The organism is Vibrio sp. PSi01 (genome assembly GCF_054960695.1).
Map to the genome: position 1 here is coordinate 67,516 of NZ_JBHNYN010000014.1, position 26,424 is coordinate 93,939.

Consider the following 26,424-nt stretch of genomic DNA (forward strand, 5'->3'; position numbering starts at 1 on the left):
TGTAACACCAATATATCGACTTTATGCCGATATCAGCAAGCACATTAATATTAACCTTTTATTACAGCATCAAGAATATTCCGTAATCATTCACCTCTATTATAAAACAGAAAGTTATGCTCGGCTTGTCGTCGAAAGCAGTGCACCAGCACCAATAAAGACACCACCAGTCACACGATTAAAAACCTTGGCTCTACCTTTAGCGAACAACCAATTAGATGACTTAGCTCCTAGATAGGCGTAAACCAATAACCAAGATAACTCCATCACAGCGAAGGTCAAAGCGAACACAGCAAACTGAGGAAGAAGTGCTATTGAAGGATCAATAAACTGTGGGAAAAGTGCGGTAAAAAACAAAATCGCTTTAGGGTTACTCGCACCAACAATAAAACCACTGACATAATGCTTTGCAGCGCTCTCTTTAACAGATTGAGAATCTGCTTTTTGATTCGATAATTTGTCATAATCTTGCTGGCTAGAACGTAATGATTTCCAACCAAGGTAGATAAGATAGGCAGCACCAGTCCATTTGATAATGTTAAAAACCAGTTCCGACGAAGCGATAATCACACCCAAACCGGTAAACGATAACGTAAGAATTCCGGTAATCGCGGTCAAGCTACCCAAGGCAGTAAATATTGATAACTTAAAACCAGACTGCACACCCTTGGTCATGCACAATAAAGAACTTGGCCCAGGTGAAGCTGTCAGTATCAGCACTGCTAGTAAATAATAAATCCATGTATCAAAACTCATCGCGAATTCTCCTTAACTCACTAGAACGTCTAAATATTAAGCATCAATATGTAATAATTATTCATATTAAGCAACTAAATACTGAGCGTAACATCTTCGCTCTAAGCGCAAACAGCCTCAATGTGGACAATAAAAAACGCCATACATTGCTGTATGGCGTTTGAATTAATACCGAGAGGGTTTATTCAGTTGTTAACTGATATCCCTATCTAACTAAAACGGTTTAGTCTTTGTAGATTGAAAACTCATCTGCACAAGCCACTAACTGCTCGCGAGTGATCATGAATACGCCATGGCCACCATTTGAGAACTCAATCCAAGTGAATGGAATCTCAGGGTATTGGTCCATCATGTGAACCATTGAGTTACCCACTTCACAGATCAAGATACCATCATCAGTTAGGTAATCTGGTGCGTTAGACAGAATACGGCGAACCAGTTTAAGGCCATCAGTACCCGCTGCTAGGCCAAGTTCCGGCTCATGAGTAAACTCTTCCGGTAGGCTGTTCATATCTTCTTCGTCCACGTAAGGTGGGTTCGATACGATCAGGTTGTATTTCTCTTTAGGCAAATCACGGAAAAGATCTGAACGGATTGGGAATACTTGTTGCTCCATGCCGTGATCTTGAACGTTCTGCTCTGCAACTTGTAGTGCATCCGTCGAGATATCAATCGCGTCAACTTCAGCATCTGGGAAAGCGTGAGCACATGCGATAGCAATACAACCACTACCCGTACACATATCCATGATACGAACTGGTTCTTCAGTTAACCATGGTTGGAACTGAGCTTCGATCAATTCACCAATTGGAGAGCGAGGCACAAGAACACGCTCATCAACAAAAAACTCAAGGCCACAGAACCAAGCTTTATTGGTTAGGTAAGCCGTTGGTGTACGATCATTGATACGCTTGATCACACGTTCAACGATGCGTAAACGCTCGCTGCTCGTTAGACGAGAGTTCATAACGTGCGAGGGAACATCAATCGGTAGATAAAGAGTAGGTAAAATAAGTTGTACCGCCTCATCCCACGCGTTATCAGTGCCGTGACCATAAAATAGGCCCGCTGCGTTAAAGCGGCTAACAGTCCAACGAATCACATCTTGAAGCGTGTGTAGTTCTGATACCGCTTCTTCTACAAAAATCTTATCCAAAATTGTCTCCGAAAAGCGCTACAATACTGCTAATTACGTTTCTAATTAGAATTCATAACCTGATGAGCAAAAAAGACACCGACTTTGATGACGATTTCGCCCTGTTCAACGATGCAGTAAAGGGCGTTAAAAAGTTGCAACAGGATACCATAGTCCAGCAGCCAAAAAGAAATGCCAAACAAAAAGAAATTACTCGAACGGCAAGACAAGCCAGCGATAGCGAGTTTTATTTCTCTGACGAGTTCATTCCGCACCTTAGTGAGGAAGGGCCAACACGCTATGCGCGTGATGATGTCTCTAAATACGAAGTCAAGCGACTGCGTCGCGGTGTTTACGTGCCTGACGTGTACCTAGATATGCATGGTATGACACAACAAGAAGCAAAGCGCGAACTAGGAGCTATGATTGCTCACTGTATTAAAGAGAGCGTAGCTTGTGCTTGCGTGCAACATGGTATCGGTAAGCACATTCTTAAACAAAAAGTGCCTTTGTGGTTAGCACAACACCCAGATGTAATGGCTTTTCACCAAGCACCTTTAGAATTTGGTGGTAATGGCGCACTACTGGTTTTGCTTTCAATTCCTGAGAAGTAACTCTCATTTACTCGACGGGTTTACTTGTTACCGATTAACTCCTTCCCCCAAAGCCAAAACAACAAAGGGCACCTCAATATGATTGAGGTGCCCTTTCTATTTATCTTTGCTTATTGTTGTCTTTAGGATTTCACCAAGCTTTGTCAGCCTATGGATTAATGTTCCAAAGCAACTCGCCCTTTTGTGTCTCAAGGTCAAATTCAATACAAGCTAAACCAGAAGTCGGAAACATGGGCGGTGCCATGCCTGTCGCGAACTCTGCGGTTAAGTAGCCAACTAGAGGTAAATGAGAAACAAATAAAATGGTCTCTAGTTTTTCTACTTCAGCCATAGCTAAAGCCAAATCAAACACATCGTCGGACATACCATAAGGGGTAATATCATCACAGGTTTCTACTTTTTTTCCAGAAAACGCCTGAGAGATCTCTAACCATGTTTCTTGTGCCCTTAGATATGGGCTCACAAGCACTTTATCGAACTGGCTGAACCCTTGCTCATTTGCAGCTTGTGCCACCGCAAGAGACGCCATTTTGCCGCGCTTCGTTAACGCTCGTTCTGCATCCGAGTTAGCAAAATGTTCTGCTTCACCGTGGCGCATTATGAATATTTTCATGTTCAGTCCTGTCTACGTAACATTTCGAAAGTCGATATATCCCATATCAGCGATACGCTACTTAGCGTTTGGCTCTCAATCCAGAGAATCCGCAGTCTATATAAATAATTATATCAAGTCACTTGCTAAAGAGTCCGACTTTCTTAACAATCTTATTAAAAGAAAATAAATCACTGATAAAAATCGATAAAAGTGATTTAGAAGTCGCCAAAAAGCTCTTGATATCCCAAAATATGAACGCAAGGTTTGCACCTCAAATCATCACGTACATAATTTAAAAACCACCTTCTCTGGAGATGCTTCTGTGCATTTAAGCCCTAATGATGAACATCAATACCGTTACCTAACGCTAAATAACGGATTGCGAGTAATGTTAGTTCAAGATCAAAACGCTCAAAAAGCTGCAGCCGCACTCGCCGTTAATGTTGGGCACTTTGATGACCCTGCAGACCGAGAGGGGTTAGCTCACTACTTAGAGCATATGCTATTTTTGGGAACTGAAAAGTATCCAAAGGTCGGAGAGTTCCAAAGTTTTATCAGCCAACATGGCGGTAGTAACAACGCTTGGACCGGAACAGAACATACCTGCTTCTTTTTTGATGTCGAATTGAATGCATTTGAAACAGCACTCGATCGATTCAGCCAATTTTTTACAGCACCACTTTTTAACGAAGAAGCACTAGATAAAGAACGCCAAGCGGTGGATTCTGAGTACAAGATGAAACTCAATGATGACTCACGACGCTTGTACCAAGTTACCAAAGAATTAGTTAACCACAATCACCCATTCTCGAAGTTTTCTGTCGGTAATATCGATACGTTAGGTGACAGAAACGGTGAAACAATTCGACAAGAGATCTTAGCTTTCCACCAGCAACAGTACTCTGCAGATTTAATGACACTGACATTGTCTGGCAACCAATCATTAGATGAGATGCAAAGTTGGGTGGAGAATCGTTTTAACTCAATCACCAATCACAATCTACAAGGTAAAAAGGTTGAAGTGCCTATTATTGGCGAGTTAAGCACGGGCGTACAGGTCCACGTTGAGCCGATAAAAGAAGTTCGCAAACTGATTTTAACCTTCCCGATGCCAAGCATGGATGAGCACTATGGTATTAAGCCATTGTCATTCTTTGCACACCTTTTAGGTTATGAAGGGGAAGGTAGCTTGATGATGCAGTTAAAAGAGAAAGGTTGGATAACCTCACTCTCAGCTGGTGGCGGCGCAAGCGGCAGTAACTATCGTGATTTCACTGTGAGTTGTTCATTGACCATCGAAGGTTTGACCAAAACAGACCATATTATCCAAGCGGTGTTTCAATACATCAAACTGATCGAACAACAAGGCATTGAAGAGTGGCGCTATTTAGAAAAGCGCGCGGTTTTAGAATCTGCATTCCGCTTTCAAGAACCAGCACGGCCACTCGATGTTGTCAGTCACCTCGTGATCAACATGCAGCACTACCAAGAGCAAGACGTGGTGTATGGCGATTATAAGATGTCGCATTTTGACGAAGAGTTACAACGTTCTTTGCTTTCTTACCTATCTGTCGAAAACATGCGTGCGACCATCGTTGCTCAAGGTTTGGAATACGATAGAGAAGCAAAGTGGTACTTTACGCCCTACTCGGTCACGCCTTTCAGCACAGAGCAAACTCAGTGTTTTATGTGCATAAATCCCGGTTGGCAGTTTGAGCTACCCAGCAAAAACCCATTTATTTGCTATGACCTCGATCCGGCTGAGATCGAAGGCAACGCTGAACACCCACAACTATTGGAAGAGCTTGACGGCTTTAAACTATGGCACCTGCAAGACCATCAGTTTCGAGTGCCTAAAGGTGTCGTATATATTGCTATCGACAGCCCTCATTCGGTAGCTAGCCCGAGAAACATCGTAAAAACTCGCCTATGTGTAGAAATGTTTTTGGACTCACTTGAAAAAGATACCTATCAGGCTGAAATTGCTGGTATGGGTTACAACATGTATACCCATCAAGGCGGCGTGACTCTGACTCTTTCTGGGTTCAGCGAGAAGCAGCCACAGTTGCTCAATATGATCCTTGAACATTTCCAAGCTCGTAACTTTAGTCCAACACGCTTCGAAACGATCAAGCATCAATTGCTCAGAAACTGGAACAACGCATCGCAAGATCGTCCTATTTCTCAGCTATTTAATGCGATGACTGGAATACTTCAGCCAAACAACCCACCCTATTCCGTTTTGATAGAAGCCTTGGAAACGATAGAGGTCGATGAGCTTTCTTCCTTTGTTCAAGCTATCTTGGCAGAACTGCACGTAGAAATGTTTGTGTATGGCGATTGGCGACAAGCTGATGCTTATAAGATGGCTGAAACACTTAAAGATGCACTGCGTGTTCAAGATCAGGCTTACGAAGAGTCATTGCGTCCATTAATCATGCTTGGTGAAAACGGCAGTTTCCAACGTGAAGTTGTGTGTAATCAAGATGATTCGGCAATTGTGGTTTACTACCAATGTCCGGATATCTCACCTAAAAACATTGCACTGTATTCGTTGGCAAACCACTTGATGTCAGCTACGTTCTTCCATGAGATTCGCACCAAGCAGCAACTAGGCTATATGGTCGGCACTGGCAACATGCCGCTGAACCGGCACCCAGGTATTGTACTTTACGTGCAGTCGCCTAATGCAGCTCCAGCAGACTTGTTAGCTTCTATAGATGAATTCCTCAATGCCTTTTATATGGTGTTGTTGGAACTTAATGACTATCAATGGCACAGCAGCAAACGCGGGCTTTGGAATCAGATTTCAACGCCAGATACGACTTTACGAGGTAGAGCTCAGCGCTTATGGGTTGCGATTGGCAATAAAGATTTGGAATTCAACCAAAGGGATCGCGTACTAGAAGAGCTCAAAGAGCTGACTCGCTCGGACATGATGCGTTTTGTGGTCAGTCAACTTAAACCTCGTACGGCAAATCGTCTGATTATGCACGCGCAAGGTAATGCACACCACGAAGAAGAAAAGCTGTCCGCAGGTGTGGAAATAGGCTCTATTGATGAGTTTCAGTTACGTCCGAAAGATACTGAACTTGGCTAGTAATTCTAGATAAAAAACCGAAGGTTGATGCGGATGCATCAACCTTTTTTATTGGGGCAATATAAAAGCAGATCTCCTATTACGCTCCTTCGTCGCTTTAGGAGATGACGATAGTTTTGATTGAGATGTGTTTGCCCCCTCATTTATCAACGCAATAACTTACTTTTTGTCTCTCGCTCGTTATTCCCGAGAAAGAGGAACAATTGAATCGAGAATCTCATTCCTTTCGCTCACCCATAAAACAGAAAAGCCCGCATCAACTTGATGCGGGCTCAATAATTAGCGTACTAGAGAGTTACTTATAAAAAGACTCATCCAAACCAGCACGTGTCAGTAGGCCATCACATGGTGCGAAACGATCACCGTACTTCTTAGCGAAATCGTTCATCATCTCAACCAGTGACTTAATGCCCACTTGGTCCATATAACGGAAAGGCCCACCTAAGAATGGCGGGAAACCAATGCCGAAAATAGCACCGATATCACCGTCTCTTGGACTACGTATAATACCATCATCCAGGCAGCGAACCGCTTCGTTTAGCATAGGAAGCACACAGCGCATTGCGATATCGTTATCGCTCAACTTAGGATCTGGTTGTAGCTTAAGCAGCTTGTAAACTGACTTATCGACTTCTTTCTTCTTACCTTTGTAAGTGTAGAAACCTTTGCCACTCTTACGACCTTTACGGTTGTCATTTAAAAGAATATCGAACACATCAGGGCCTTGGAAACGATCGCCGAGTTCATTCACTAAAATCGGAATAATCTTCGCTCCGATATCAACACCTACCTCATCTAACAAGGTAATTGGGCCAACCGGGAAACCGAAATCCAGTAACACGCTGTCAAGTTTTTCAATCGGCTCATTCGCCAGTAACAAGTGCGCAGCTTCATTCATGTACGGAGCAAGAATACGGTTCACATAAAAACCAGCCGTGTCTTTAACAACAATCGGGGTCTTGCCTTGCTTCTTCGCTAATGCCACAACTGTCGAAATCGTCTCTTCTGACGTTGTTTCATGAGGAATAACTTCAACCAATGGCATTTTATCTGCTGGGCTGAAGTAGTGAAGGCCCACAACGTTTTCTGGTCGCTGTGCCTTCTCTGCAATCTTGTGGATTGGCAATGAAGAAGTGTTGGTCGCAAAAATAGTCTCAGGTTTCGCATTCGCCTCAATGTCGGCAATCATCGATTGCTTGAGATCAAGGTCTTCAAATACGGCTTCAATCACGACATCGGTGTGATTAAAGCTCGTAAAATCGATGCCACCAGAAAGCTGCAGCATTTTGCTTTCAAGTTCAGCTTTACTCAAAATGCGACGTTTACGCTGCTTGTCGAACAACTTAAAGTTGTAGTTAAGTGCGTTCAGAACGCCTTCGTTGGAAACGTCTTTAATGCGAACCGGCACTTTAGCTTTAGCAACACTAACATGGCTAATACCAGCCCCCATTAGGCCACCACCCAACACCCCAACACGCTTAACGGCTTTAGGCTCTGCGTCTGCACCGTGCTCTTTTTTCATTTCAGTGGTTGCGAAGAAAATCGAACGCAGGGCTTTGGATTCCGAAGTCATCACCAGCTCAGAGAAACGCTTTGCTTCATACTGAAGGCCTTTGTCGAAGCCGTTCTCGAGGCCATAACGAATTACATCAAGAATCGCATCTGCTGCTGGGTAATTGCCGCGTGTTTTCTGATTAGTTTTCTTAGAAGCTTGTTCGAAAATCACTTTACGACCAAGGCCATTACGTGAAATTAGCTTTTCTTTAGTTGAAGCCTGATTTTGAGACGCTAGGCGTTTGCCTTTTTTGCTACCAGCATTCTTTTCAACAAAGCTTTTAGCCACTTCGAGCAAGATAGTTTCCGGAACACAAGCATCGACTACACCTAAAGATTTTGCTTTCTTAGCACGCAACTGCTTACCCGTAAGGATTAAGTCCAGAGATGGCAATAAACCAATAAGGCGAGGAAGACGTTGTGTGCCGCCCGAGCCGGGCAACAAACCTAGTTGGACTTCTGGCAAACCAAGACGAGTCTTGTCTGAATCGGTACATACGCGATAGTCACAGGAAAGAGCTAGCTCTAAACCACCGCCTAAACAAGGGCCATGTATCGCTGCAACCACTGGGTAAGGAAAATCAGATAATGTTTGGAACATCTCTTGCCCTTGGCGAGCGAGAGACTGTGCTTCATCAGCCGTTTTACACGCATCAAGCATTCTTACATCAGCACCAGCGATAAAGTTATCTGGCTTCAATGAATGTACGATCAAGCCTTTAACTCGACTTTGCTTTTCTTTTAGCTGCTCAAAAATAGCTTTCATTTCTTCAGCAAAAGCGGCTTGCAGTGTGTTCATTTTCTCGTTTGGCACATCGATCGCAAGCCATGCAATATCTTGATCATCGATACTCAGAGAAAACGCTGCTTTCTTATTGGTTGGTTCACTATTTTTCGATTCAATGGTAGTCGCTGAGTCTGGTTGAGTGACTACTTCTTTTTCTTTTTTTGCATCAAGAGTCGTAGACATTATTCTACCTCCAAGATCATTGCTGCACCTAAACCACCAGCCGCACAAGCTGTATTCAGTGCCAAGCCGCCACCGCGACGTTTCAATTCACGTAATGTTTGAGTCATCATACGTGCGCCAGTTGCTGCAAACGGGTGACCATAAGCAATTGAGCTACCCAGGACGTTGAACTTCTCCATATCAATCTCACCGATCGCTTTGTCACGATCTAAATTCTTCTGAGCAAATTCATCGCTTGCAAACATTTTGACGTTAGCCAGAACTTGGGCTGCAAATGCTTCGTGCATCTCGATCAACGTCAAATCTGAAAGCTCGAGGCCTGTGTTCTTCAACACTTGAGAAGTCGCATAAGTTGGACCCATCAACATATCTGTTTCAACACCAATCGCTGAAAACGCATAACCACGGATATAACCAAGCACTTCTAAGCCTAGTTCTTTTGCTTTGCCTTCTCGCATCAACATCACTGCTGCACCACCATCAGTAAGCGGTGTAGCATTGGCTGCAGTAACACTACCGTACTTTCTATCAAATGCTGGGCGTAATTTAGCGTAACCCTCAACGGTTGAGTCGTGGCGAATATTGTTATCTTCAGCTAGGTATTTTTTATAAGGTGCTGGGAATGCAGTCATCACTTCATCTTTGATTTTCCCCTCTTTCCAGGCTTTAGAAGCCAAAGAATGAGATCGATGAGCGAGTGCATCTTGCTCTTGACGAGTAATGCTATGGGTTTTAGCCATCTGCTCTGCTGTTTGACCCATTGAAAGGCCTGTTGAGTACTCAGCGACAGCTGGTGGAACTGGCATTAGATCTTTCACTGAAAGCGTTTTAAGAATCTTCAGCTTTTGACCCATAGTTTTCGTTTTGCTTAACGCCAATAAATTTGCCGCCAACTTCTTAGAAACACCGATAGGCAATACAGAAGAGGAATCCGCACCACCGGCAATACCGACATCTATCGTGCCCGCCATAATGCTCTCAGTCACGTTAACCGCCGCTTGAAAGCTAGTTGCACAAGCTCGTGTCACACTGTACGCATCGGTATTAATATCCATACCGGTGCCAAGCACAATTTCACGTGCAATATTTGGCGCTTCTGGCATCTGTACCACTTGACCAAACACAACTTGTTCAATTAGCGCAGGATCGACATCTGTTCTCGCAAGCATTTCACTCACGACCATTTTGCCTAAGTCGACCGCAGGCACTTGACTAAATTCAGTGCTCTGACGAGCGAATGGGGTTCGTAATCCAGCGACAACGGCAACACGTTCTCCAGAACGGGTTTTGACTTCCTGTTTGCCCATGGTTTCTCCTTAAAGTTAAGAGGTCTGACCTGAAGCATTGTAAAGAAGTTGTTAATTAAATCAAACAAGCGTTTAAATAAACGTGATACGAGTATCTCACTGTTTGAAAATTTAACTGTACCTTCAGGCGAACCTTTTGGGGTGAAAGGTTGTCCTAAGAGACTAAACTATTGTTAAAGGGCACTGTTACTACAGTGTTTGGGGATTGTTTTCTTGAGGCAAAAAAAAACCACACAAAGATGTGTGGTCGGAATGTATATAAAGCAATTAACTTAACGCCAATTGAAATAATCAGTTTCCTGATTAGGAGAAAGTAAAGTCAGCCTTCAAAAGGAAGTGTCGTCTTGCTCAACATGCTAGCCACGAATGACTAACTAGACGACAAGGTGTACTATAGCTTGTTCGAAGCCTTAGATTTTGAAGTAGATCAATTTTCATTGTGATTTTACGATTTCCAGTAAATCGGTAGCTCTAAAAACGAAACACAATATAAAAACAAAGCACAACGTATAGAAGACAGCTATACACAGAGCAATTATGGAGGCTCGTGTGTCGATAATAAAAATGTTTGGAAAGAAAACTGCCAAGCGTCCGGTCAACTCTGATATGGACAAACAAAGAAAATACGAAGCACTCGTGCGTGCCTATCATCGTGACCTGTTTCGCTACGCCTATTGGTTATGCAAAGACAAAACCGTTGCCGAAGACTTAGTGCAAGAGACTTGCCTTCGTGCATGGAAGTCACTCGATAGCCTTCAAGATGAAAAAGCCGCTAAATCTTGGCTAATTACCATCTTAAGACGCGAAAACGCGAGACGCTTTGAACGCAAACAGTTTGATCTGGTTGATATCGACGATCATGGTAATGATGCTAGTGTCAGTGACGACCCGCATCACCAACACCAATGGTTGCAAGCTCAGATCATGAAACTTGAAGTTGATTACCGTGAACCACTCTTTCTACAAGTCATTGGTGGATTTAGTGGTGAAGAGATTGCCGATATTCTCAATCTCAACAAAAACACAGTAATGACACGTTTATTCAGAGCTCGAAATCAGTTGAAAGAGATGCTGGATACAGAAGAGGCAGAGAGGGGGCAACATAATGGATGATTTAGAATTTCGTCGTCGTGTTTTGTCGGAACCTAAACAACGAACACCAGATATTATCAATGCAGTAGCAAACAGCGAAGCCAATAGTCATTTCTTAGACGATGTACTATCGCTTGATAAGCAGATCCATTCAGCAATGAATGTGGATGTGCCAGATGATCTTGCCGATCGCATTCTATTCAATCAGACCTCAAGCGAAGAGAGTAAAGTCGTAAGACCTACTTTTGCTCGTCGAGCAATGGCGATGGCCGCTTCAGTGGCGTTTGTTGCGGGCTTATTGGTTGGACAGGTTAATTGGGGAAACGCACTGGTTGCTCCAGCTCAAGCAAGTTTGGTCGATACTGCGATGAAACATGTTGTTGATGAAAAAAGCTTTGTGAGTTCAATCGACGAACAAGTGACATCACAACAAATCAACGCAAAAATGAATCCATTTGCTTACCAGTTTGATGAGGCATTCCCTTATCATGTCTACTACCTGAACCACTGTGGTTTCGGGAAGTCCAATGCAATGCACATGGTTTTCCAAGGTGAAAAAGGCAAAGTAACGCTATTTTTAACAGGAATTCCAACAGACAAATCTGTCGACTTTGACGAAGAAGGCATGTCTGGTTCGGTAACACCGATCGATAACAGCAGCCTGATCCTCGTAGGTGAAGATGGTGAGAACGTTTCTAAAATCGCCGAAAAGCTGACAAAAATCATCAAACCTATGGGCTAACACTCCTCTTAAGCCCCGTTACCAAAAGGCCCAGCAATTATACTCTTGATATTGCTGGGCTTTATTTATAAACAAACCACAAAACCATTCACCACACCAATACCTCTAGAGTTAAAACTCTAAAAAACAGTATTTCTCACCATTTTCGTGCCAGATAGGCGTCATTTCCATAATTTTCCACTCAAAATTCTCAATGGTCGGATTTGTATATCGTATACTTGCGAATAGGATCAGCCACCATTGAGCAATTGCTCAAATTAATCGCCCTGTAGAGGCGGATATATAAAGGAATAAATGAATGACTACCAACAACACGCGTCTGTTTAAAAAGTCTCTTTTAGCAGTAACAATTACACTGGCGTCTTCGCAAGCGATGGCAGCAGGTTTCCAACTTAACGCACAATCAGCAACTGGCATCGGCCGTGCATTCGCTGGTGATGCAGTAATCGCAGATAACGCGTCAGTAATGGCACGTAACCCTGCAGCAATGGCACTGTTTGACAAAACTGAGCTATCTCTTGGTTTTGAAAGCATTACTTCAATGATTGAAGTAAGCGATGCTGAATATAATATTAATGGCAATCCGGTCCCTGTTGCCAACACCGACGATGTAGGTGACACTTCTATTGCACCCAATATCCACCTTATCGTTCCAGTAAATGATAAATTTGCTTGGGGTGTGAATGCATATTCAAACTTCGGAACCAAGACTGAATTTGATGATAGCTACACAGCTGCAGAATACGGTGGATTGACAGATGTTCAGAGCATTAACTTTGGACTTGCTGGCTCATATCGCCTAAATGAACAATGGAGCTTTGGTGCTGGTTTAGACCTTATTTATGGTCAAGGCACAATGAAAAGAGAAACAAGTGCAGCTCTAGGAGTCGCTAGTGGTGGCTTAGTACCAGCTGGAACAACTTTAGTTGATGTTGATGAGGCTGATGGTTGGGCAGTAGGCTTCAACCTTGGAGCTGTTTATGAGCTAGATGAAAACAACCGTTTTGGTCTAGCTTACCGCTACAGTCCAGAGATCACAGCTAAAGACGACAAAGGCCAAGAAATCACTCTGCCTTTACCAGATATCGCTGAATTCTCTGGTTACCACAAAATAGAAGATACAAAATTCGCAGTTCACTACTCCGTACAGTGGATTGGCTGGGGAGCATTCGATCAGATTGACTTTGATAACTTACAAGGTTCACCACTTGGATCGACGTATGCAAAACAATATCAATGGCAAGATGGTTGGCACTACGCTATTGGTGGTACGTACTACCTAAACTCTGATTGGACTTTACGTGCAGGTTACATGTATGACACGAGTGCACAGGATGAACTGACTTCGATTTCTGTTCCAGATTCCGATCGTCAATGGTTCTCTGCTGGTTTCACATACCACATTGACACAGTATCTAATGTTGACTTCGGCTTCACATACCTGATGGGTGATGATGTAGATGTATCAGAAACTACACCAATCGCTCCAGGGCTTTCAACAGGTGTTAACGCAACTACACACGCAGATGCAATCCTAATGGGTCTACAGTACAGCCGTAGCTTCTAATATAAGCTTCCGCTAGAAAAATTTAAGGGTCGCATTGCGGCCCTTTTCTTTGCCAAAAATTAATCAAACTAAAATATTTAGGCTTACAGGTGTACTCCACAGAGGTCATATGGCGCTACAAGTGTACGCTCAAATTTCGCAACACGGTCGAAACATTTAGATTATTTCTCTAATAATTAAACACATTTACTCATTTAATCCCTAAAACCATGTTTTATTCGAATTTCATTTTTAAAGTAATGACTCTAAAAGTAGAATCACGCCACTAAATACTTATGATTCAGCGAACATAATAATGAAAATGAATAAGACTCTTCTATCTGCTGCAGTGGCAGTTGGACTACTTTCGACTTCTACCGTTACTCACGCGGCTGGCTTTCAACTAGCAGAATACTCAGCAACAGGCCTAGGCCGTGCATACGCTGGTGAGGCTGCAATGGCGGACGGTGCAGATGCTCAATGGCGTAACCCTGCAATGCTAACTTACCTAGAAGGTACACAAGTTTCTGTTGGTGGTATTTACGTTAACCCTAACATTGATGTTAAAGGTGAAGTAAACCACGCTCACCCAGCGTTAGGTACAAGCCAAGCATCTTCAAACGATTTCGCAGATGACGCTATTATCCCGAATCTTTACATTTCTCACCGTTACAACGAAAAGTTTGCTATCGGTTTTGCATTTGGCACGAATTACGGAATGGAAACGAATTTAGGTGACGACTTCAACGCATCTCATTTCGGTAACGAAGCAAGCGTAATCACTAAAGAAGCTAACTTAAACTTCGCTTATCAAGTTGTTGAGCAAGTAAGCATTGGTGGCGGTATCCGTTACGTTATGGGTGAAGGCAGCTTCGGTGCAACAGCACCAGCGAAAAATGCAATTGGTCTAGATTCAAACCAAATGCCGATCTCAGCTCCAGAAGGCACTACACTGAAATATATGGAAGGTGAAGACACCGCTTGGGGTTGGCAAGTAGGTACAGCGTGGCAGATCAACGAAGACCACCGTATCGGTTTTGCCTACAAGTCTGAGGTTGAGCTGAAGTTAGAAGGTCACGCAGAAGGCATCGGCTTTGGCATGACACCTGGTCAACGTGACAATGGACATATGATGTTAGCACTTCCTGCAACAGCAGAGCTTGCAAGTTTCCATCAACTCACTAAAGCACTTGCAATCCATGCTAGTTTTAATTGGACTGACTGGAGTTCTTTCGAAAAATTGCAAGCTGAGCTAGATACATATGGTAGCCATACAGTTAAGGTTGAGAATTGGGAAGATAACTATCGCTTTGCTGTAGGCGCAACTTACCAAATTGACCCTAAACTGGCACTACGTACAGGTGTGGCTTACGATACTTCTGCAGTTAGCGATAAAAACCGTACTATCACTATTCCAGAAACTGACCGCACATGGTTAAGTGTTGGTGCTGGTTACCAATGGTCTGAACAGCTTTCATTGGATGCTGGCTTTACTTACATCATTGCTAAAGATGCTCCCATCACAGAATCTCGCGGTTACGCATCTGACGATGCAGCCGAAGCTGTTGGCGGCCAATTTATTGGTACAACAACGGGTAATGTTTGGCTAGTTGGTGTACAAGCTAACTACCACTTCTAATCTGTTTTACTTAATCTAAAGTAACAAGCATTAAAAAGGCTCGATGTTGTATCAACATCGAGCCTTTCTTTTGTCGATTTTCTAAAACGTATTTCTAGTAATCTTCTAGATAACCATCAATGAAGTCTTCTTCTTCGAGATCAAACTCTTCAGGTTCAATTTCGGCTTTAAAGTCACGACGTTGAATGTAGACCTCACGAGTCAAAGCATATGGATCTGGCGAGTCGTCCAATAGTGATTCTTGTGACACTAACTGAGCGCGAGTCTCCATACCTTCAAATGCCCACTTACCTAAGCTAGCCCAAAAGTTCAAAAACGATAGAGGGACATACAAACCATCGACGGTTTCAGTGACTTCACGCGTCGTTAGTGGACCATAACCCGGCACCATAAAATACGGACCATTACCTACCCCGTAATGACCAATCGCATCAGAAAATGATTTGTCGTCGTACTTGGTGATCCCTGCTTCGCTGGCAATATCGATTAAGCCTAACAAACCAATCGTTGAGTTAATCCAAAAACGATTAAAATGGTCGAGTGCTTTTTCACCATTGCCCATAATGAGGTTGTTCACCATACTTGATGGCTCGTCTAAGTTGGCTAGAAAATTCGAAATGCCAGAACGTATTGGCACAGGAGTATAGTCAACATAAGCGAGAGAAACAGGGCGAACCAAATAAGGATCTAGATATTCGTAGTTGATATCCCACATCGCTCTGTTGAAGCCTTCAAAAGGATCGTTCGGGTGGGACTCTTCGACGTATTCAGAGGTTTCGAAGTTATCATCGTTAACGCTTTCGTCCGGCGCGCTAGAGCAACCCACCGTTAAGCTTGCGATAAATAATAAACTCGAGAGTCTTAAAACACTGATAGACATATCACCTTTTCCATAAGGAATAATAAAAAAGGCCAGCAATCGCTGGCCTCAATTGTTTGCGTAAGTCTATACCGTTTATCGCAAAATCGGAATAGCTAACACCTATGCAAACTGATGATTAATATTGCTTATTGATGTTGATAGTCACTGGAGCACCCAGTTCAACAACTTCACTTTCACCGTACCAATCACCATCGCGAGTTGAAACATTGCCATCTGTATCAAGCCTAGCTCGAACCATCAGAGTTTCAAGGCTAGACAGCTTCAGACCTTCCATCATGCTATTGCCGTCATCGAGCACAACAGTACGAGGGAAAGTACCCAATGGGTAACGAGCCGCAGCGATAGGCATTGGTGAGCCATCAGCTCTGTGTACTGAAACAACCAACACAGACTTAGGGTCAGCGTTCACATCAGCGGCCAATTCAAGCGTTACTGCAACACTTTTACCTTGGTCAACACCCATGGTGTCGCCCATTTTCTTCTGAGCACTTTCAATACTGCGTGACAACATTTCGTAACGGCTATCTTGTGGACCAATCATCTGCTGCATGATGCTCCAGTACTTAACAGCACCAGGATAATCTTGACGTTCAAACGAATCGAACGCTAGCAAAGAGAATACTCGAAGGTCTACATAATCGTTTTGAATCAAACGGCTCAAAATCAGACGAGCTTGGTTTTGATCGGCTTCATCTGGTGAAAGCATCAATGCCTGTGCGAAACCTAGTTGAACATCTTCATTCTTAGGTTCAAGTTTGTAAGCTCTTTCCATAGAATCTTTTGCCGTTTCAGCATCACGGTTTGCGAGCGCAATACGACCAAGCAACAACCAACCCGTTGAATCTTTTGGTTGATAGTGAAGTCGAGTACGAAGTGCTAAAGTCAAATCTTCAAGCTCATCATCCGTTAACGCACCACCTTCCGATGACATCAACTTTTTAGACAACTCGGGAAGATTCGAGCTCACTTCTTGCCAGTGTTGAACCTTATCTAATGCACCGAACTGAAAGTACATGCCATAAGTCACAACCAGAACCAGAATCACAGAGGGTACTACCACACCAACCGTAGAGATTTGTGTTTTTGCCGTATCTTTCTGTGTTGGAACATCATCAAGTAGAGACTGCTTTAGATCTGCGATCAACTCTTGCTGGTTGTCAACAAGGCCTTCTTCTGCTTCTACTTCTAGTTCAACTAAGCGATCTTTATAGAACGCTTTATTCAACTCATCGCGAAGCATTTCATCATTGTTGGCCTTCTTATTAATGAACGGCAGAACAATAAGCAAAATCGCCGCTAATGAAAGGACAACTGTAGAAATCCAAAATAGAGTCATTACTTCTTATCTCCGTCGTTCTCTTCGTCGAGTAACGCTTTTAAGCGAGCTTCTTTGTCTGCATCCCAGTCTTTATCTGACTCTACTGCTTTCGACTTTGACTTTCTGCTTCGTAAAATGATCAAACCGAATCCAAACACAACAACCGAAAATGGGCCGACCCAAAGAATCGATGTTGCTAGCGTCAATGGCGGGTTGTAAGTCACAAAATTACCATAGCGCGCAATCATGTAATCAATGATGTCTTGCTTCGATTTGCCGTCTTTCGTCATCTCATACACTTTTTGACGCAAATCGACCGCAAGCTCTGCGTTCGAATCACCAATCGTGTTGTTTTGACATTTCGGACAACGAAGCGTGTTACTCAACTCTTTGAACTGTTGTTCTTGGTCAACCGTATCAAATTCATGAAATTCGATAGGAGCTGCTGTTACCGACGCAGATATAGCAAAAGTGGCGAACAACGCTACAAGTGTCTGTTTAATCATTTCGCCTCCTCCAATAACTCTTGGTACATCGGTTGGAGTGTCGCTGCCCAGTTTGTTGGATTAACATCACCAACGTGGCGGTAACGAACAACACCGTTAGCGTCAATTAGGAAGGTCTCAGGAGCGCCATAAACACCAAGATCGAGGCCTAGCATGCCATTGCCATCAAATAAACTGATCAGGTAAGGGTTACCTAACTCTTTTAACCAACCTACCGCTTTGTTGCGATCATCCTTGTAGTTAAGACCAATGATCTTAACGCCTTGGTCAGACAGCTTGTTCAGATAAGAGTGCTCTGCATAACAAGTAGGGCACCAAGTGGCCCACACATTAAGAAGCAGTGGCTCACCTTTGAAAATCGCTTGATCATGAAACTTACCAGGTTGTTCCAAATCTTCTAAACCAAACTCAGGAACAGGCTTACCGATCAATACTGATTCAAGCTTAGTCGGGTCATCGCCTGACTGGTTGCGCATTAATTGCGTTGCAAAGATTCCAGCGAGAACCATAAACGCGATCAAGGGAATGAATAAAATCTTCTTGCTCATTCGAATTAAGCCTCCTGCTCTTGAGCCGACTTTTTCGTTGGCTTGCGGAAACGGTAACGACGGTCACTGATAGCGATCACACCACCAATCGCCATGATCAGCGAACCTGCCCAAATCCAACGTACAAATGGTTTGTAGTAAATACGAACAGCCCACGACTTGTTATCGTCTAAACGCTCACCCATTGCGATATAAAGGTCACGTGTTACGCCACGGTCAATCGCTGCTTCTGTCATCATAGACTTAGCTGTGGTGTAGAAACGTTTTTCAGCGTGAAGCGTGTTGATGTACTTGCCTTCTTTGGTAATTTCAAAATCAGCAATATAGCCATCGTAGTTAGGACCATCTTTGTCACGAACGCCTGTGAATAGGAAGTCGTATTCTTCAAGTTGGTAGCTTTCACCTGGCGCCAGACGTACATCTCGTTCGATGCTGTAGTTTTGCACCATCGCGATACCAATCACTGTCACGGCTAAACCAATGTGACCACACATCATTGCCCAGTGGCTACGAGGTAGCTTAGTTAGACCTTTCAGGAATGTGTGACGGTGAGTCGCACGTTCATACAGCTCAAAACCGTGCATGAAGATAATCCAGAATGCCATTACCCAACCAGCAAAGGCAGTACCACTGAAGCGGTCAGCCAGTAAAGCAACTATTAGTGCGCTCAAGCCAAGTGAAAATACACCAGAAACCAGCATAGGTTTAACGAGCTTTGACAGGTTGTCTCGTTTCCAGCGGATCAGTGGGCCGATGCCTAAAAGGAAAGAGAACGGAATCATTAACCAGAAGAACAACATGTCAAAGAACGGAGCACCGATAGATACTGAGCCTAAGCCTAGCTGTTTGTGAACTAATGGTAGTAGCGTACCGACTAACACAACGACAAGCGCTGCAATCAATAAGATGTTGTTGCCAAGTAGCGCGTTTTCACGAGAAACCAGATCGAAGTTACCGCGAACGCGAACGGATGCGCCTTTAACAGCAAACAACAGCAGTGAACCGCCGATAACAAAGACTAGGAAACCTAAAATAAACATACCACGAGCAGGATCTGACGCGAATGCGTGAACAGAAACCAAAATGCCCGAACGAACTAAGAATGTACCTAGTAAGCTTAGTGAGAATGCAGAGATAGCCAGTAACACTGTCCAAGCTTTAAATGTGCCACGCTTTTCTGTTACCGCTAGCGAATGCATCAATGCAGTACCAGCCAACCAAGGCATAAATGAAGCGTTTTCTACTGGATCCCAGAACCACCAGCCACCCCAGCCAAGTTCGTAGTAAGCCCACCATGAACCTAGTGCGATACCTACCGTTAGGAACAACCATGCGGCAATTGTCCAAGGGCGCGACCAACGAGCCCATGCCGTATCTAAACGACCGCTCATTAGAGAAGCAATTGCAAAAGAGAACGCTACAGAGAAACCTACATAACCCATATAAAGCATTGGCGGGTGAATAATCAAACCCGGATCTTGCAATAACGGGTTCAAATCACGACCGTCGACAGGGAAGAAAGGCAATGTACGTAGGAACGGGTTAGACGTTACGATAATGAACAGCAAGAAGCCGACCGTTATCAAGCCCATGATAGCCAGTACGCGAGCCACAGACTCTTGAGGCATACCACGGCTAAACGTCGCTACTGCTACCGTCCAACCTGCTTGAATAAGAACCCAAAGCAGTAACGAACCTTCGTGAGCGCCCCAAACGGCAGTAATACGATAGTACCAAGGCAGTTGGCTATTCGAGTTACTTGCTACGTATTGGATTGTAAAATCATTGGTGTAAAACGCGTAACACAGGATAAAGAACGAAATCGCTAAGAATCCGAACATGCCCCACGACAACGGTCGTGCGCTATTCATTAATAATGTGTTATTTCGAGCGGCTCCATACAATGGGAGCACGCTGAGCAGCAATGCAAGTCCCAAGGACAGGATCATCGCAAAATGGCCGATCTCGGCTATCATTGAGCATTTCCTTCTTTTTGTTCAGTCGTGTATTGCAAAGGCTCATGGGTTTTCTTCATTGCTTCTGCAACTTCAGAAGGCATGTACTCTTCATCATGCTTTGCCAATACCTCGAACGCTTCAATTGTCGTCGCGTCTTTAAGGACACCTTGAGCAACAATACCTTGGCCTTCACGGAAAAGGTCAGGAAGGATGCCATCGTATAATATTGTTACTTTAGGGCCGACATCAGCCAAATCGAAGCTTACACGCAATGATTCATTGTCACGGCTTACAGAGCCAACTACGACCATTCCACCAATGCGTAGACGTTGACCCACTTCTGGTTTTTTACCATCTTTTCCGTTAACCAGCTCAGTTGGTGTATAGAACAGATCCATGTTCTGGTTAAGTGCGTAAACCATCAATCCAACAGTCGCACTGATACCAAAAAAGATCGCTAAGATAATGCCTAGCCTCTTTTTACGTCTTGGGTTCATAGAGTGTTCTCCATATTTTTTGCTGCATCGATACGAGCTTGACGATCAATCTTAGCTTGTACTTCATTAAGTAATTGCTTACCACGACGAACGCTTACCACCAGTAAGACGATCATCGCGAGGAAAGTGATTCCAAATGCACTCCATACATATGAGGCGTAGCCACCCATGGCAAAGAAATCACTCAAAGATTCAAAATACATAATTACCTACCCTACTACGCTTTTTCAGCCGCAAGTTTGCGAACCCATGGACGGTGACTTTCTTTGCTTAGGATTTCGTTTCTGAAACGAACCATCGTCACAGCACCAAAGAAAAAAGCGAAGCCGAAGATGTTGAGAAGAAGCGGCCATAGCATGTCACTAGAAATAGAAGGTTTGTCGAACTTGGTGATCGTCGCACCTTGGTGAAGCGTGTTCCACCACTCTACTGAAAAATGAATAATAGGTAGGTTGATGACACCCACGATAGCCAAAATGCCTGCCGCTTTTGCCGCCGTTTTTTGGTCATCAAAAGCATGGTGTAGAGCAATCACACCCAAGTATAGGAATAGAAGAATCAGCTCAGAGGTCAAACGAGCATCCCAAACCCACCAAGCGCCCCACATTGGTTTACCCCAAACCGCACCCGTTAACAATGCAATGAAGGTAAATACAGCACCAATCGGCGCCATCGCCAATGCGGCCATGTCAGATAGCCTTACCTGCCATACCAAGCCGATGAAGGCAGCTATCGCCATAGACATGTACACGCCCATTGACCAAATTGCAGACGGAACATGGATGTAGATAATTCGGAAACTATCGCCTTGTTGGTAATCTGAAGGCGCAAATGCTAGCCCCCATACAGTACCAGCGGATAGACACAATAGCGCTAGGATCGAAAACCACGGCAGAAGTTTACCAGCAAGCTGATATGAGGTTTCTGCTTTGGCGTAGGGATGGAGCCATTTCCACATGTTGTAATCTCACTCTTACTTCATATTGCTTACAGCTATTAAAGCTATAATTATAATAATTTATTATCTTGCTTTCAGTTTTGCTGACTCTATGAGTCCAATAGTAACTTTTGGTTCACATTAGCTATACGATAACGGCATCGTTATCAGTTCACACTCACTCTAAGTGCGGCACTGATCGCAAAAGGAGTCAAAGTCATCGCACCCATCAACATCGCCCCAAGCACCGCTAATTGACCGTTATACGCAACGCCCAGTGCTGCCGCATCAATCGCTGATGTTGCAAATATAAGAATTGGGATATACAACGGCAAAATAAGCAGACTTAAAAGCACACCGCCTTTTTGTAGTCCTACCGTTAAAGCCACACCAATCGCACCGATAAAGCTCAATGCTGGTGTACCAACCAATAACGTTAACACAACCGATAACCAAGTATCGAAATCTAAAGACAGCAATACAGCCAACAAGGGGCTGATCAAAATTAATGGTAACCCGGTCAATAACCAGTGTGCTATGACCTTGGACAAGACTACCAACTGCAACGGGATGGGCATCAGCATCATCTGCTCAAGGGCACCATCTTGAAAATCGTCGCGAAATAGGCGTTCTAAAGAGAGCAACGCAGAAAGCAGCGCAGCCACCCAAACAATACCTGCGGCAATACGCGCAAGTAAGTTTGGCTCAGGGCCAATACTTAAAGGAAAAAGGGTAATAACAATAATGAAGAACCACAGAGGGTTAAAAATATCCGCTTGACGTCGAAACGCAATCAGCAGTTCACGTCGAATAATAGTGGTCATTGAAGAGATCATATTAATCACCCAACTTTATTTTTCTTAGTTTCGGGCTATCAGCAAACATATCTTGGTGGGTAGTTAACAACACAATACCACCGTTATCTGCATGCTGAGAAAATAGAGATTCCAGAACTTTTACGCCCTGCTTATCGATCGCAGTCAGCGGTTCGTCTAAAATCCACAACATTTGCTTACTCAACCAAAGGCGTGCCAGTGCCACACGGCGCTGTTGACCCGCAGAAAGTTGACCTGCGGGCACATCCTCTCGACCAGCAAGGCCGACTTGAGCTAACGCGTGGTAAAGCTCTTCCTTCGTCGTTCCACCGCTGTGAATCGATTGATAAAAGCTTAGATTTTCATAAGCGCTTAACTCGCGTTTAACGCCAGTTTGATGCCCAAGAAAGAGTAAATTTTGATGATACGTGTCTCGACTCGATTCAATGGATTCACCATCCCAAGAAATAGTGCCTTCATCTCGGTCGCCTAAGCCAGTAATAATCCTAAGGAGTGTCGTTTTCCCGGTACCGTTTCGACCTTCAACTTGAACCAGTTCACCTGGTTTCAATTGAAAAGACAACGATTCAAACAGAACCCTGTCGTCACGAATAGCAGTTAAATTTGAGACTTCTAGCATAGGTAAATTTAGTCGAGTAATGAGAGCGCTATAGTAGCACACCAACATGGTGACAAAACAGGACTAGGCGTTTTCGTGAGAACAAACTCCGTAAGAAACTGTTACCATCGCATCACAATTTACACATTTTTATCAACAAACGAGATATTGTCGTATATACAAGCACTTATAAACATCGTTCTATATAAGAAAAGCAGATACAAAAAAAGAAGCCGAAGCTTCTTTTAAGAGGAATGCGTGACAAATATCGGGCATTCGAGCCACTATAAACACTCAATTTAACGACGTCGAGGTGGGTCTCTTCGTTCACGAGAAGCGGCCGGTTGTCCATCTAGCGATGAAGGATTACTTCTTAACGAAGGAATTTTCTCTTTACCTGCGAGCTTATTCTGCAAAGACATCATGAGCTCAGCTTCCGCTTTCGGCAGTTCACACTCTTCAATTAGTTCGTTAATTCCAGCGCCCAGTTGAACCATTTTCGTTGCACGAGTGTACAAGCGTCCATCGGTATCAGCATGTTCCAGCTCAACAATACGTTCATTCAAGTGCTTAATCAGATCTTGCTGCTCAGTCACTTTTTGACCAAGCCCAACCACGACAGAGCGAACCTCAAGTAATTGCTTACTCGATTTTTGAAGCTCTTTATCCAAATTTCGAATTTGCAGACGTGATTGATCGAGCTGTTTTTGAATCGCACGTTTTACTTTGCTAATCAAAATTACGATGAATAACGTAAAAACCCCAACTCCCGCTATCAGAGCAACAGGGCTTATAGGAAGCGCTTCAAACATTACAGATGAGCCATCTCATCCCATTCGTCTTCGCTTAGTAGTTTGTTTAGATCTACTAAGATAAGCAGCTTGCCATCACGGTTACTAACACCTTGGATGAACTTAGCGCTTTCATCAGTACCAACACTTGGTGTCGTATCGATCTCAGAAGAACGTAAGTAAACCACTTCAGCAACGCTATCAACGAGAATACCGATAACTTGGCGTTCAGACTCAATAACGATGATACGAGTGTTATCTGTGATTTCACCTTGCATCAAACCAAAGCGAGAACGAGTGTCGATAACAGTAACAACATTACCACGCAGGTTGATAATACCTAGAACGTAGTCTGGAGCACCCGGTACTGGAGCAATTTCGCTGTAACGCAGTACTTCACGTACTTGCATTACATTGATGCCGTAAGTTTCTTCTTCTAGCTGAAATGTCACCCATTGAAGTACTTCATCATTCGTTTGATCTTTTCTTACTTCAACTTCACTCATATGAGACATAGATAATCCTCTTGCCGTCGTTACCGACCACTATTATTAACTTGATATGTTTTATTAGCTTAATGCTTTTACATCTAGCCCTGCGTTTAGCATGGCGATTAATGCTTCAACATGGATCAAAGCACACATTTTTTCTTTTACCATACCGGCGAGCCATGGACGTTTCCCTGCCATTTCTCGCCAACGTACTTTATCTGTATTAAGTAACTCTGTGCCCTTTAGCTCGGTGCCCGCGAGGCCCCACAAGCTTTCTCCAAGCATGACTATATATTGATAGTTTTCTTTGTATTCGTCACCCGATAGTTTCTCGGACATCACCCATTTTGCGGTATCGACCACATCTAGTTGGCTATCGCGGTTAGTTTGTAAACCTAAATACCAAGCTGGCTTACCAATGATATGACTTAACTCTTCAAGGCGGTGAATGCCACCTAACTCATCAAGTGGTACCGCAAAGGTCACGCCGTTTACATCAAAATACAAGACTTGGAAATCTTCAGTTCGAACTGTGCTTTCCCAAGAAGTAAACTGGTCAGCTCCTCCAACTTGAGTTTCAGGTTCAATAACTGTCTCAATATCAGGTTCTTGAACTTCGACTTCAGGAGCTTCAACCTCTATCTCGGAATATTCTATTTTCGCTTCTGTTTGTTCAGTTTCTAGCAATTCATCTTCAGCTTGCTGCAATTCGATTTGAGGTTCTGCAACAATGGATAACTCTGGTTCTGGCAAGTTCCAGTCTTGAATTTCAGGTTCAGTAAATACTTGAACAGATTCTACAGCGGCATCGAACATTGGCATGTCGGCTTGCTGAGCGATTTTCTGTGTATTCTGATCCATCAACTCATCAAGATTGAGGTCATCGACAATGTTAGTCGCCTCTAGACGGCTCAGTAGTTTCTGAACATCCTCAAGATTAGGAACCTCAAATTCAGCTGCACGTATTTCGGCATAGCTTGAGTAATGAGTCGCTAATTGACGCTCTGGCTCTGGCTCTGGCTCTGGCTCTGGCTCTGGCTCTGGCTCTGGCTCTGGCTCTGGCTCTGGCTCTGGCTCTGGCTCTTCAGATTGTGACTCATCATCACACTCGTCAACAAAAAGCTCGTCAGATTCAAAGTTTTCATCGCCTAGTAGCGCAGTAAAGTAATCATCCAATGCTTGTTCACTCGATAAGCTTGGACGCTCTACTGTTAGTTCTTTATTCGCGCTCATTTATCGCCAGCCTTTCGAGATAAATAAGCAGCTGTTTATAAGCAAATACACCACGGCTACCCGATGCAAAATGAGATGCAGGCAAGCGTTTTAAGCTCGCATCTCGAAACTTAGTATCAATAGGAACAGCAGATGTCCAAACTTGATTTGGATAATCGTCTTTAAGCTGAGTTAATGTTTGCAATGATGCTTTGGTTCGCTTGTCGTACATCGTTGGGACTATTGTCACCTTAAACGGTGTTTTACGTGACTTCTGCATGATAGCTAAAGTTCGAATCATACGCTCCAAGCCCTTCATTGCTAAGAACTCAGTCTGTACCGGGATTAAGATACGATCGCTGCCAGCCAATGCGTTAACCATCATCACACCTAGAATTGGCGGACAATCGATTAGCACATAATCATAGTCATCTTTTAGCGCAGCTAAAGCACGCTTCAAGATAAGCCCCATACCACTGCGATTACCCATAACACGATCGAGTGTCGCCAATGACATATGTGCAGGAATAATATCGATACCTTCGACTTCCGTTTGCAAAATCAAAGGTCTTACTGTCTGCGCCGTAAACTCTCGCAATTGAAATAGATCAAACAAGCTCGACTCCACGTTATCTGAGTCGTAACCCAGATACGTGGTTAGTGATGCATGCGGGTCAGTATCAACCAACAATACTCGGTGCCCTTTTAAAGCAAGTAAGCCTGCTAAGGTCACTGTTGTGGTTGTTTTGCCAACACCACCTTTTTGGTTTGCAACACTCCAAACAATCATTTCGATTTA

At 43.7% G+C, this 26,424-nt stretch carries 25 protein-coding genes; 6 read left to right on the forward strand and 19 right to left on the reverse strand.

All coding sequences use genetic code 11. From position 1 onward, the window contains the following. Nucleotides 1–114 precede the first annotated feature (114 nt). Nucleotides 115–756, reverse strand: a complete 642-nt coding sequence (locus ACFI6G_RS16920; RefSeq protein WP_010439447.1) for a LysE family translocator — start codon at nt 754–756, stop codon at nt 115–117. A 223-nt stretch (nt 757–979) separates the two neighbouring features. Beyond that, entirely contained in the window at nt 980–1,912 is a 933-nt protein-coding gene (prmB, locus tag ACFI6G_RS16925; protein ID WP_010439444.1) for a 50S ribosomal protein L3 N(5)-glutamine methyltransferase, read from the reverse strand. Nucleotides 1,913–1,974: 62 nt separating this feature from the next. Between prmB and smrB the strand changes: the two genes are divergently transcribed. Further along, nucleotides 1,975–2,505 (forward strand): endonuclease SmrB, encoded by a 531-nt coding sequence (smrB, locus tag ACFI6G_RS16930; RefSeq protein ID WP_010439442.1) that lies wholly within the window; start codon nt 1,975–1,977, stop codon nt 2,503–2,505. Nucleotides 2,506–2,653: 148 nt separating this feature from the next. Here smrB and sixA read toward each other — a convergent pair whose 3' ends face one another. Further along, nucleotides 2,654–3,118, reverse strand: coding sequence for a phosphohistidine phosphatase SixA (gene sixA, locus ACFI6G_RS16935; protein ID WP_010439440.1), 465 nt, complete (start codon nt 3,116–3,118; stop codon nt 2,654–2,656). Nucleotides 3,119–3,422: 304 nt separating this feature from the next. Between sixA and ACFI6G_RS16940 the strand changes: the two genes are divergently transcribed. After that, the gene (locus ACFI6G_RS16940) at nt 3,423–6,200 is read left to right on the forward strand and encodes an insulinase family protein (protein WP_029189366.1); all 2,778 of its coding nucleotides are present in this window, start codon (nt 3,423–3,425) and stop codon (nt 6,198–6,200) included. Nucleotides 6,201–6,495: 295 nt separating this feature from the next. On the opposite strand, the gene fadJ is transcribed toward ACFI6G_RS16940, so the two are convergent. Then, nucleotides 6,496–8,724 carry a fatty acid oxidation complex subunit alpha FadJ gene (gene fadJ, locus ACFI6G_RS16945; RefSeq protein WP_016788643.1) on the reverse strand — a complete coding sequence of 743 codons (2,229 nt, stop codon included), beginning with the start codon at nt 8,722–8,724 and terminating at the stop codon, nt 6,496–6,498. Then, on the reverse strand, nt 8,724–10,031 hold the full coding sequence (gene fadI, locus ACFI6G_RS16950) for an acetyl-CoA C-acyltransferase FadI (protein WP_010439432.1): 1,308 nt from the start codon (nt 10,029–10,031) through the stop codon (nt 8,724–8,726). Before fadI ends, fadJ begins: the two co-directional genes overlap by 1 nt. Nucleotides 10,032–10,595: 564 nt before the next feature. Between fadI and ACFI6G_RS16955 the strand changes: the two genes are divergently transcribed. The 4 genes from ACFI6G_RS16955 to ACFI6G_RS16970 all read left to right on the forward strand — a co-directional run bounded on the left by ACFI6G_RS16955 (nt 10,596) and on the right by ACFI6G_RS16970 (nt 15,050). Then, entirely contained in the window at nt 10,596–11,144 is a 549-nt protein-coding gene (locus ACFI6G_RS16955; RefSeq protein ID WP_010439430.1) for a sigma-70 family RNA polymerase sigma factor, read from the forward strand. Next, nucleotides 11,137–11,865 carry a DUF3379 domain-containing protein gene (locus ACFI6G_RS16960; protein ID WP_010439428.1) on the forward strand — a complete coding sequence of 243 codons (729 nt, stop codon included), beginning with the start codon at nt 11,137–11,139 and terminating at the stop codon, nt 11,863–11,865. The genes ACFI6G_RS16955 and ACFI6G_RS16960 overlap by 8 nt, the downstream gene beginning before the upstream one ends. Before the next feature lie 298 nt (nt 11,866–12,163). Then, nucleotides 12,164–13,432 (forward strand): outer membrane protein transport protein, encoded by a 1,269-nt coding sequence (locus tag ACFI6G_RS16965; protein ID WP_016767068.1) that lies wholly within the window; start codon nt 12,164–12,166, stop codon nt 13,430–13,432. Between the two features lie 295 nt (nt 13,433–13,727). Then, on the forward strand, nt 13,728–15,050 hold the full coding sequence (locus ACFI6G_RS16970; protein ID WP_016767067.1) for an outer membrane protein transport protein: 1,323 nt from the start codon (nt 13,728–13,730) through the stop codon (nt 15,048–15,050). Nucleotides 15,051–15,144: 94 nt separating this feature from the next. Here the strand turns inward: ACFI6G_RS16970 and ACFI6G_RS16975 are convergent, their stop codons facing one another. The 14 genes from ACFI6G_RS16975 to ACFI6G_RS17040 all read right to left on the reverse strand — a co-directional run bounded on the left by ACFI6G_RS16975 (nt 15,145) and on the right by ACFI6G_RS17040 (nt 26,415). Continuing rightward, nucleotides 15,145–15,930: an MlaA family lipoprotein gene (locus ACFI6G_RS16975; protein WP_010439421.1), complete on the reverse strand. Its 786-nt coding sequence runs from the start codon at nt 15,928–15,930 to the stop codon at nt 15,145–15,147. A 118-nt stretch (nt 15,931–16,048) separates the two neighbouring features. Next, entirely contained in the window at nt 16,049–17,269 is a 1,221-nt protein-coding gene (ccmI, locus tag ACFI6G_RS16980) for a c-type cytochrome biogenesis protein CcmI (protein ID WP_010439419.1), read from the reverse strand. After that, nucleotides 17,269–17,757, reverse strand: a complete 489-nt coding sequence (locus tag ACFI6G_RS16985) for a cytochrome c-type biogenesis protein (RefSeq protein ID WP_010439418.1) — start codon at nt 17,755–17,757, stop codon at nt 17,269–17,271. The genes ccmI and ACFI6G_RS16985 overlap by 1 nt, the downstream gene beginning before the upstream one ends. Next, entirely contained in the window at nt 17,754–18,305 is a 552-nt protein-coding gene (locus tag ACFI6G_RS16990; protein WP_010439416.1) for a DsbE family thiol:disulfide interchange protein, read from the reverse strand. Before ACFI6G_RS16990 ends, ACFI6G_RS16985 begins: the two co-directional genes overlap by 4 nt. Nucleotides 18,306–18,310: 5 nt before the next feature. Further along, on the reverse strand, nt 18,311–20,281 hold the full coding sequence (locus ACFI6G_RS16995; RefSeq protein WP_016767066.1) for a heme lyase CcmF/NrfE family subunit: 1,971 nt from the start codon (nt 20,279–20,281) through the stop codon (nt 18,311–18,313). Then, nucleotides 20,278–20,760, reverse strand: coding sequence for a cytochrome c maturation protein CcmE (gene ccmE / locus ACFI6G_RS17000; protein ID WP_009848524.1), 483 nt, complete (start codon nt 20,758–20,760; stop codon nt 20,278–20,280). Before ccmE ends, ACFI6G_RS16995 begins: the two co-directional genes overlap by 4 nt. After that, the gene (gene ccmD / locus ACFI6G_RS17005; protein ID WP_010439411.1) at nt 20,757–20,963 is read right to left on the reverse strand and encodes a heme exporter protein CcmD; all 207 of its coding nucleotides are present in this window, start codon (nt 20,961–20,963) and stop codon (nt 20,757–20,759) included. Before ccmD ends, ccmE begins: the two co-directional genes overlap by 4 nt. A 14-nt stretch (nt 20,964–20,977) precedes the next feature. After that, the gene (locus ACFI6G_RS17010) at nt 20,978–21,718 is read right to left on the reverse strand and encodes a heme ABC transporter permease (protein ID WP_010439410.1); all 741 of its coding nucleotides are present in this window, start codon (nt 21,716–21,718) and stop codon (nt 20,978–20,980) included. A gap of 146 nt (nt 21,719–21,864) precedes the next feature. Continuing rightward, nucleotides 21,865–22,533 carry a heme exporter protein CcmB gene (ccmB, locus tag ACFI6G_RS17015; protein WP_004736228.1) on the reverse strand — a complete coding sequence of 223 codons (669 nt, stop codon included), beginning with the start codon at nt 22,531–22,533 and terminating at the stop codon, nt 21,865–21,867. 1 nt (nt 22,534) lies between these two features. Next, entirely contained in the window at nt 22,535–23,152 is a 618-nt protein-coding gene (gene ccmA, locus ACFI6G_RS17020) for a cytochrome c biogenesis heme-transporting ATPase CcmA (protein ID WP_010439401.1), read from the reverse strand. Nucleotides 23,153–23,430: 278 nt separating this feature from the next. Further along, nucleotides 23,431–23,943, reverse strand: a complete 513-nt coding sequence (locus ACFI6G_RS17025) for a DUF2802 domain-containing protein (RefSeq protein ID WP_010439397.1) — start codon at nt 23,941–23,943, stop codon at nt 23,431–23,433. After that, complete coding sequence (locus tag ACFI6G_RS17030; RefSeq protein ID WP_009848530.1) at nt 23,943–24,437, reverse strand: chemotaxis protein CheW; 495 nt, start codon at nt 24,435–24,437, stop codon at nt 23,943–23,945. The genes ACFI6G_RS17025 and ACFI6G_RS17030 overlap by 1 nt, the downstream gene beginning before the upstream one ends. Before the next feature lie 54 nt (nt 24,438–24,491). Next, nucleotides 24,492–25,646 (reverse strand): chemotaxis protein CheW, encoded by a 1,155-nt coding sequence (locus tag ACFI6G_RS17035; RefSeq protein WP_412496503.1) that lies wholly within the window; start codon nt 25,644–25,646, stop codon nt 24,492–24,494. Next, on the reverse strand, nt 25,633–26,415 hold the full coding sequence (locus tag ACFI6G_RS17040; RefSeq protein WP_010439391.1) for a ParA family protein: 783 nt from the start codon (nt 26,413–26,415) through the stop codon (nt 25,633–25,635). Before ACFI6G_RS17040 ends, ACFI6G_RS17035 begins: the two co-directional genes overlap by 14 nt. Nucleotides 26,416–26,424 lie beyond the last annotated feature (9 nt).

Bases quoted from the DNA above. Each gene is read 5' to 3' on its own strand.
- ACFI6G_RS16920 (WP_010439447.1), bottom strand. From the start codon at position 756: ATGAGTTTTGATACATGGATTTATTATTTACTAGCAGTGCTGATACTG.
- smrB (WP_010439442.1), top strand. From the start codon at position 1,975: ATGAGCAAAAAAGACACCGACTTTGATGACGATTTCGCCCTGTTCAAC.
- sixA (WP_010439440.1), bottom strand. From the start codon at position 3,118: ATGAAAATATTCATAATGCGCCACGGTGAAGCAGAACATTTTGCTAAC.
- fadJ (WP_016788643.1), bottom strand. From the start codon at position 8,724: ATGTCTACGACTCTTGATGCAAAAAAAGAAAAAGAAGTAGTCACTCAA.
- fadI (WP_010439432.1), bottom strand. From the start codon at position 10,031: ATGGGCAAACAGGAAGTCAAAACCCGTTCTGGAGAACGTGTTGCCGTT.
- ACFI6G_RS16955 (WP_010439430.1), top strand. From the start codon at position 10,596: ATGTTTGGAAAGAAAACTGCCAAGCGTCCGGTCAACTCTGATATGGAC.
- ACFI6G_RS16960 (WP_010439428.1), top strand. From the start codon at position 11,137: ATGGATGATTTAGAATTTCGTCGTCGTGTTTTGTCGGAACCTAAACAA.
- ACFI6G_RS16965 (WP_016767068.1), top strand. From the start codon at position 12,164: ATGACTACCAACAACACGCGTCTGTTTAAAAAGTCTCTTTTAGCAGTA.
- ACFI6G_RS16970 (WP_016767067.1), top strand. From the start codon at position 13,728: ATGAAAATGAATAAGACTCTTCTATCTGCTGCAGTGGCAGTTGGACTA.
- ACFI6G_RS16975 (WP_010439421.1), bottom strand. From the start codon at position 15,930: ATGTCTATCAGTGTTTTAAGACTCTCGAGTTTATTATTTATCGCAAGC.
- ccmI (WP_010439419.1), bottom strand. From the start codon at position 17,269: ATGACTCTATTTTGGATTTCTACAGTTGTCCTTTCATTAGCGGCGATT.
- ACFI6G_RS16985 (WP_010439418.1), bottom strand. From the start codon at position 17,757: ATGATTAAACAGACACTTGTAGCGTTGTTCGCCACTTTTGCTATATCT.
- ACFI6G_RS16990 (WP_010439416.1), bottom strand. From the start codon at position 18,305: ATGAGCAAGAAGATTTTATTCATTCCCTTGATCGCGTTTATGGTTCTC.
- ACFI6G_RS16995 (WP_016767066.1), bottom strand. From the start codon at position 20,281: ATGATAGCCGAGATCGGCCATTTTGCGATGATCCTGTCCTTGGGACTT.
- ccmE (WP_009848524.1), bottom strand. From the start codon at position 20,760: ATGAACCCAAGACGTAAAAAGAGGCTAGGCATTATCTTAGCGATCTTT.
- ccmD (WP_010439411.1), bottom strand. From the start codon at position 20,963: ATGTATTTTGAATCTTTGAGTGATTTCTTTGCCATGGGTGGCTACGCC.
- ACFI6G_RS17010 (WP_010439410.1), bottom strand. From the start codon at position 21,718: ATGTGGAAATGGCTCCATCCCTACGCCAAAGCAGAAACCTCATATCAG.
- ccmB (WP_004736228.1), bottom strand. From the start codon at position 22,533: ATGATCTCTTCAATGACCACTATTATTCGACGTGAACTGCTGATTGCG.
- ccmA (WP_010439401.1), bottom strand. From the start codon at position 23,152: ATGCTAGAAGTCTCAAATTTAACTGCTATTCGTGACGACAGGGTTCTG.
- ACFI6G_RS17025 (WP_010439397.1), bottom strand. From the start codon at position 23,943: ATGTTTGAAGCGCTTCCTATAAGCCCTGTTGCTCTGATAGCGGGAGTT.
- ACFI6G_RS17030 (WP_009848530.1), bottom strand. From the start codon at position 24,437: ATGTCTCATATGAGTGAAGTTGAAGTAAGAAAAGATCAAACGAATGAT.
- ACFI6G_RS17035 (WP_412496503.1), bottom strand. From the start codon at position 25,646: ATGAGCGCGAATAAAGAACTAACAGTAGAGCGTCCAAGCTTATCGAGT.
- ACFI6G_RS17040 (WP_010439391.1), bottom strand. From the start codon at position 26,415: ATGATTGTTTGGAGTGTTGCAAACCAAAAAGGTGGTGTTGGCAAAACA.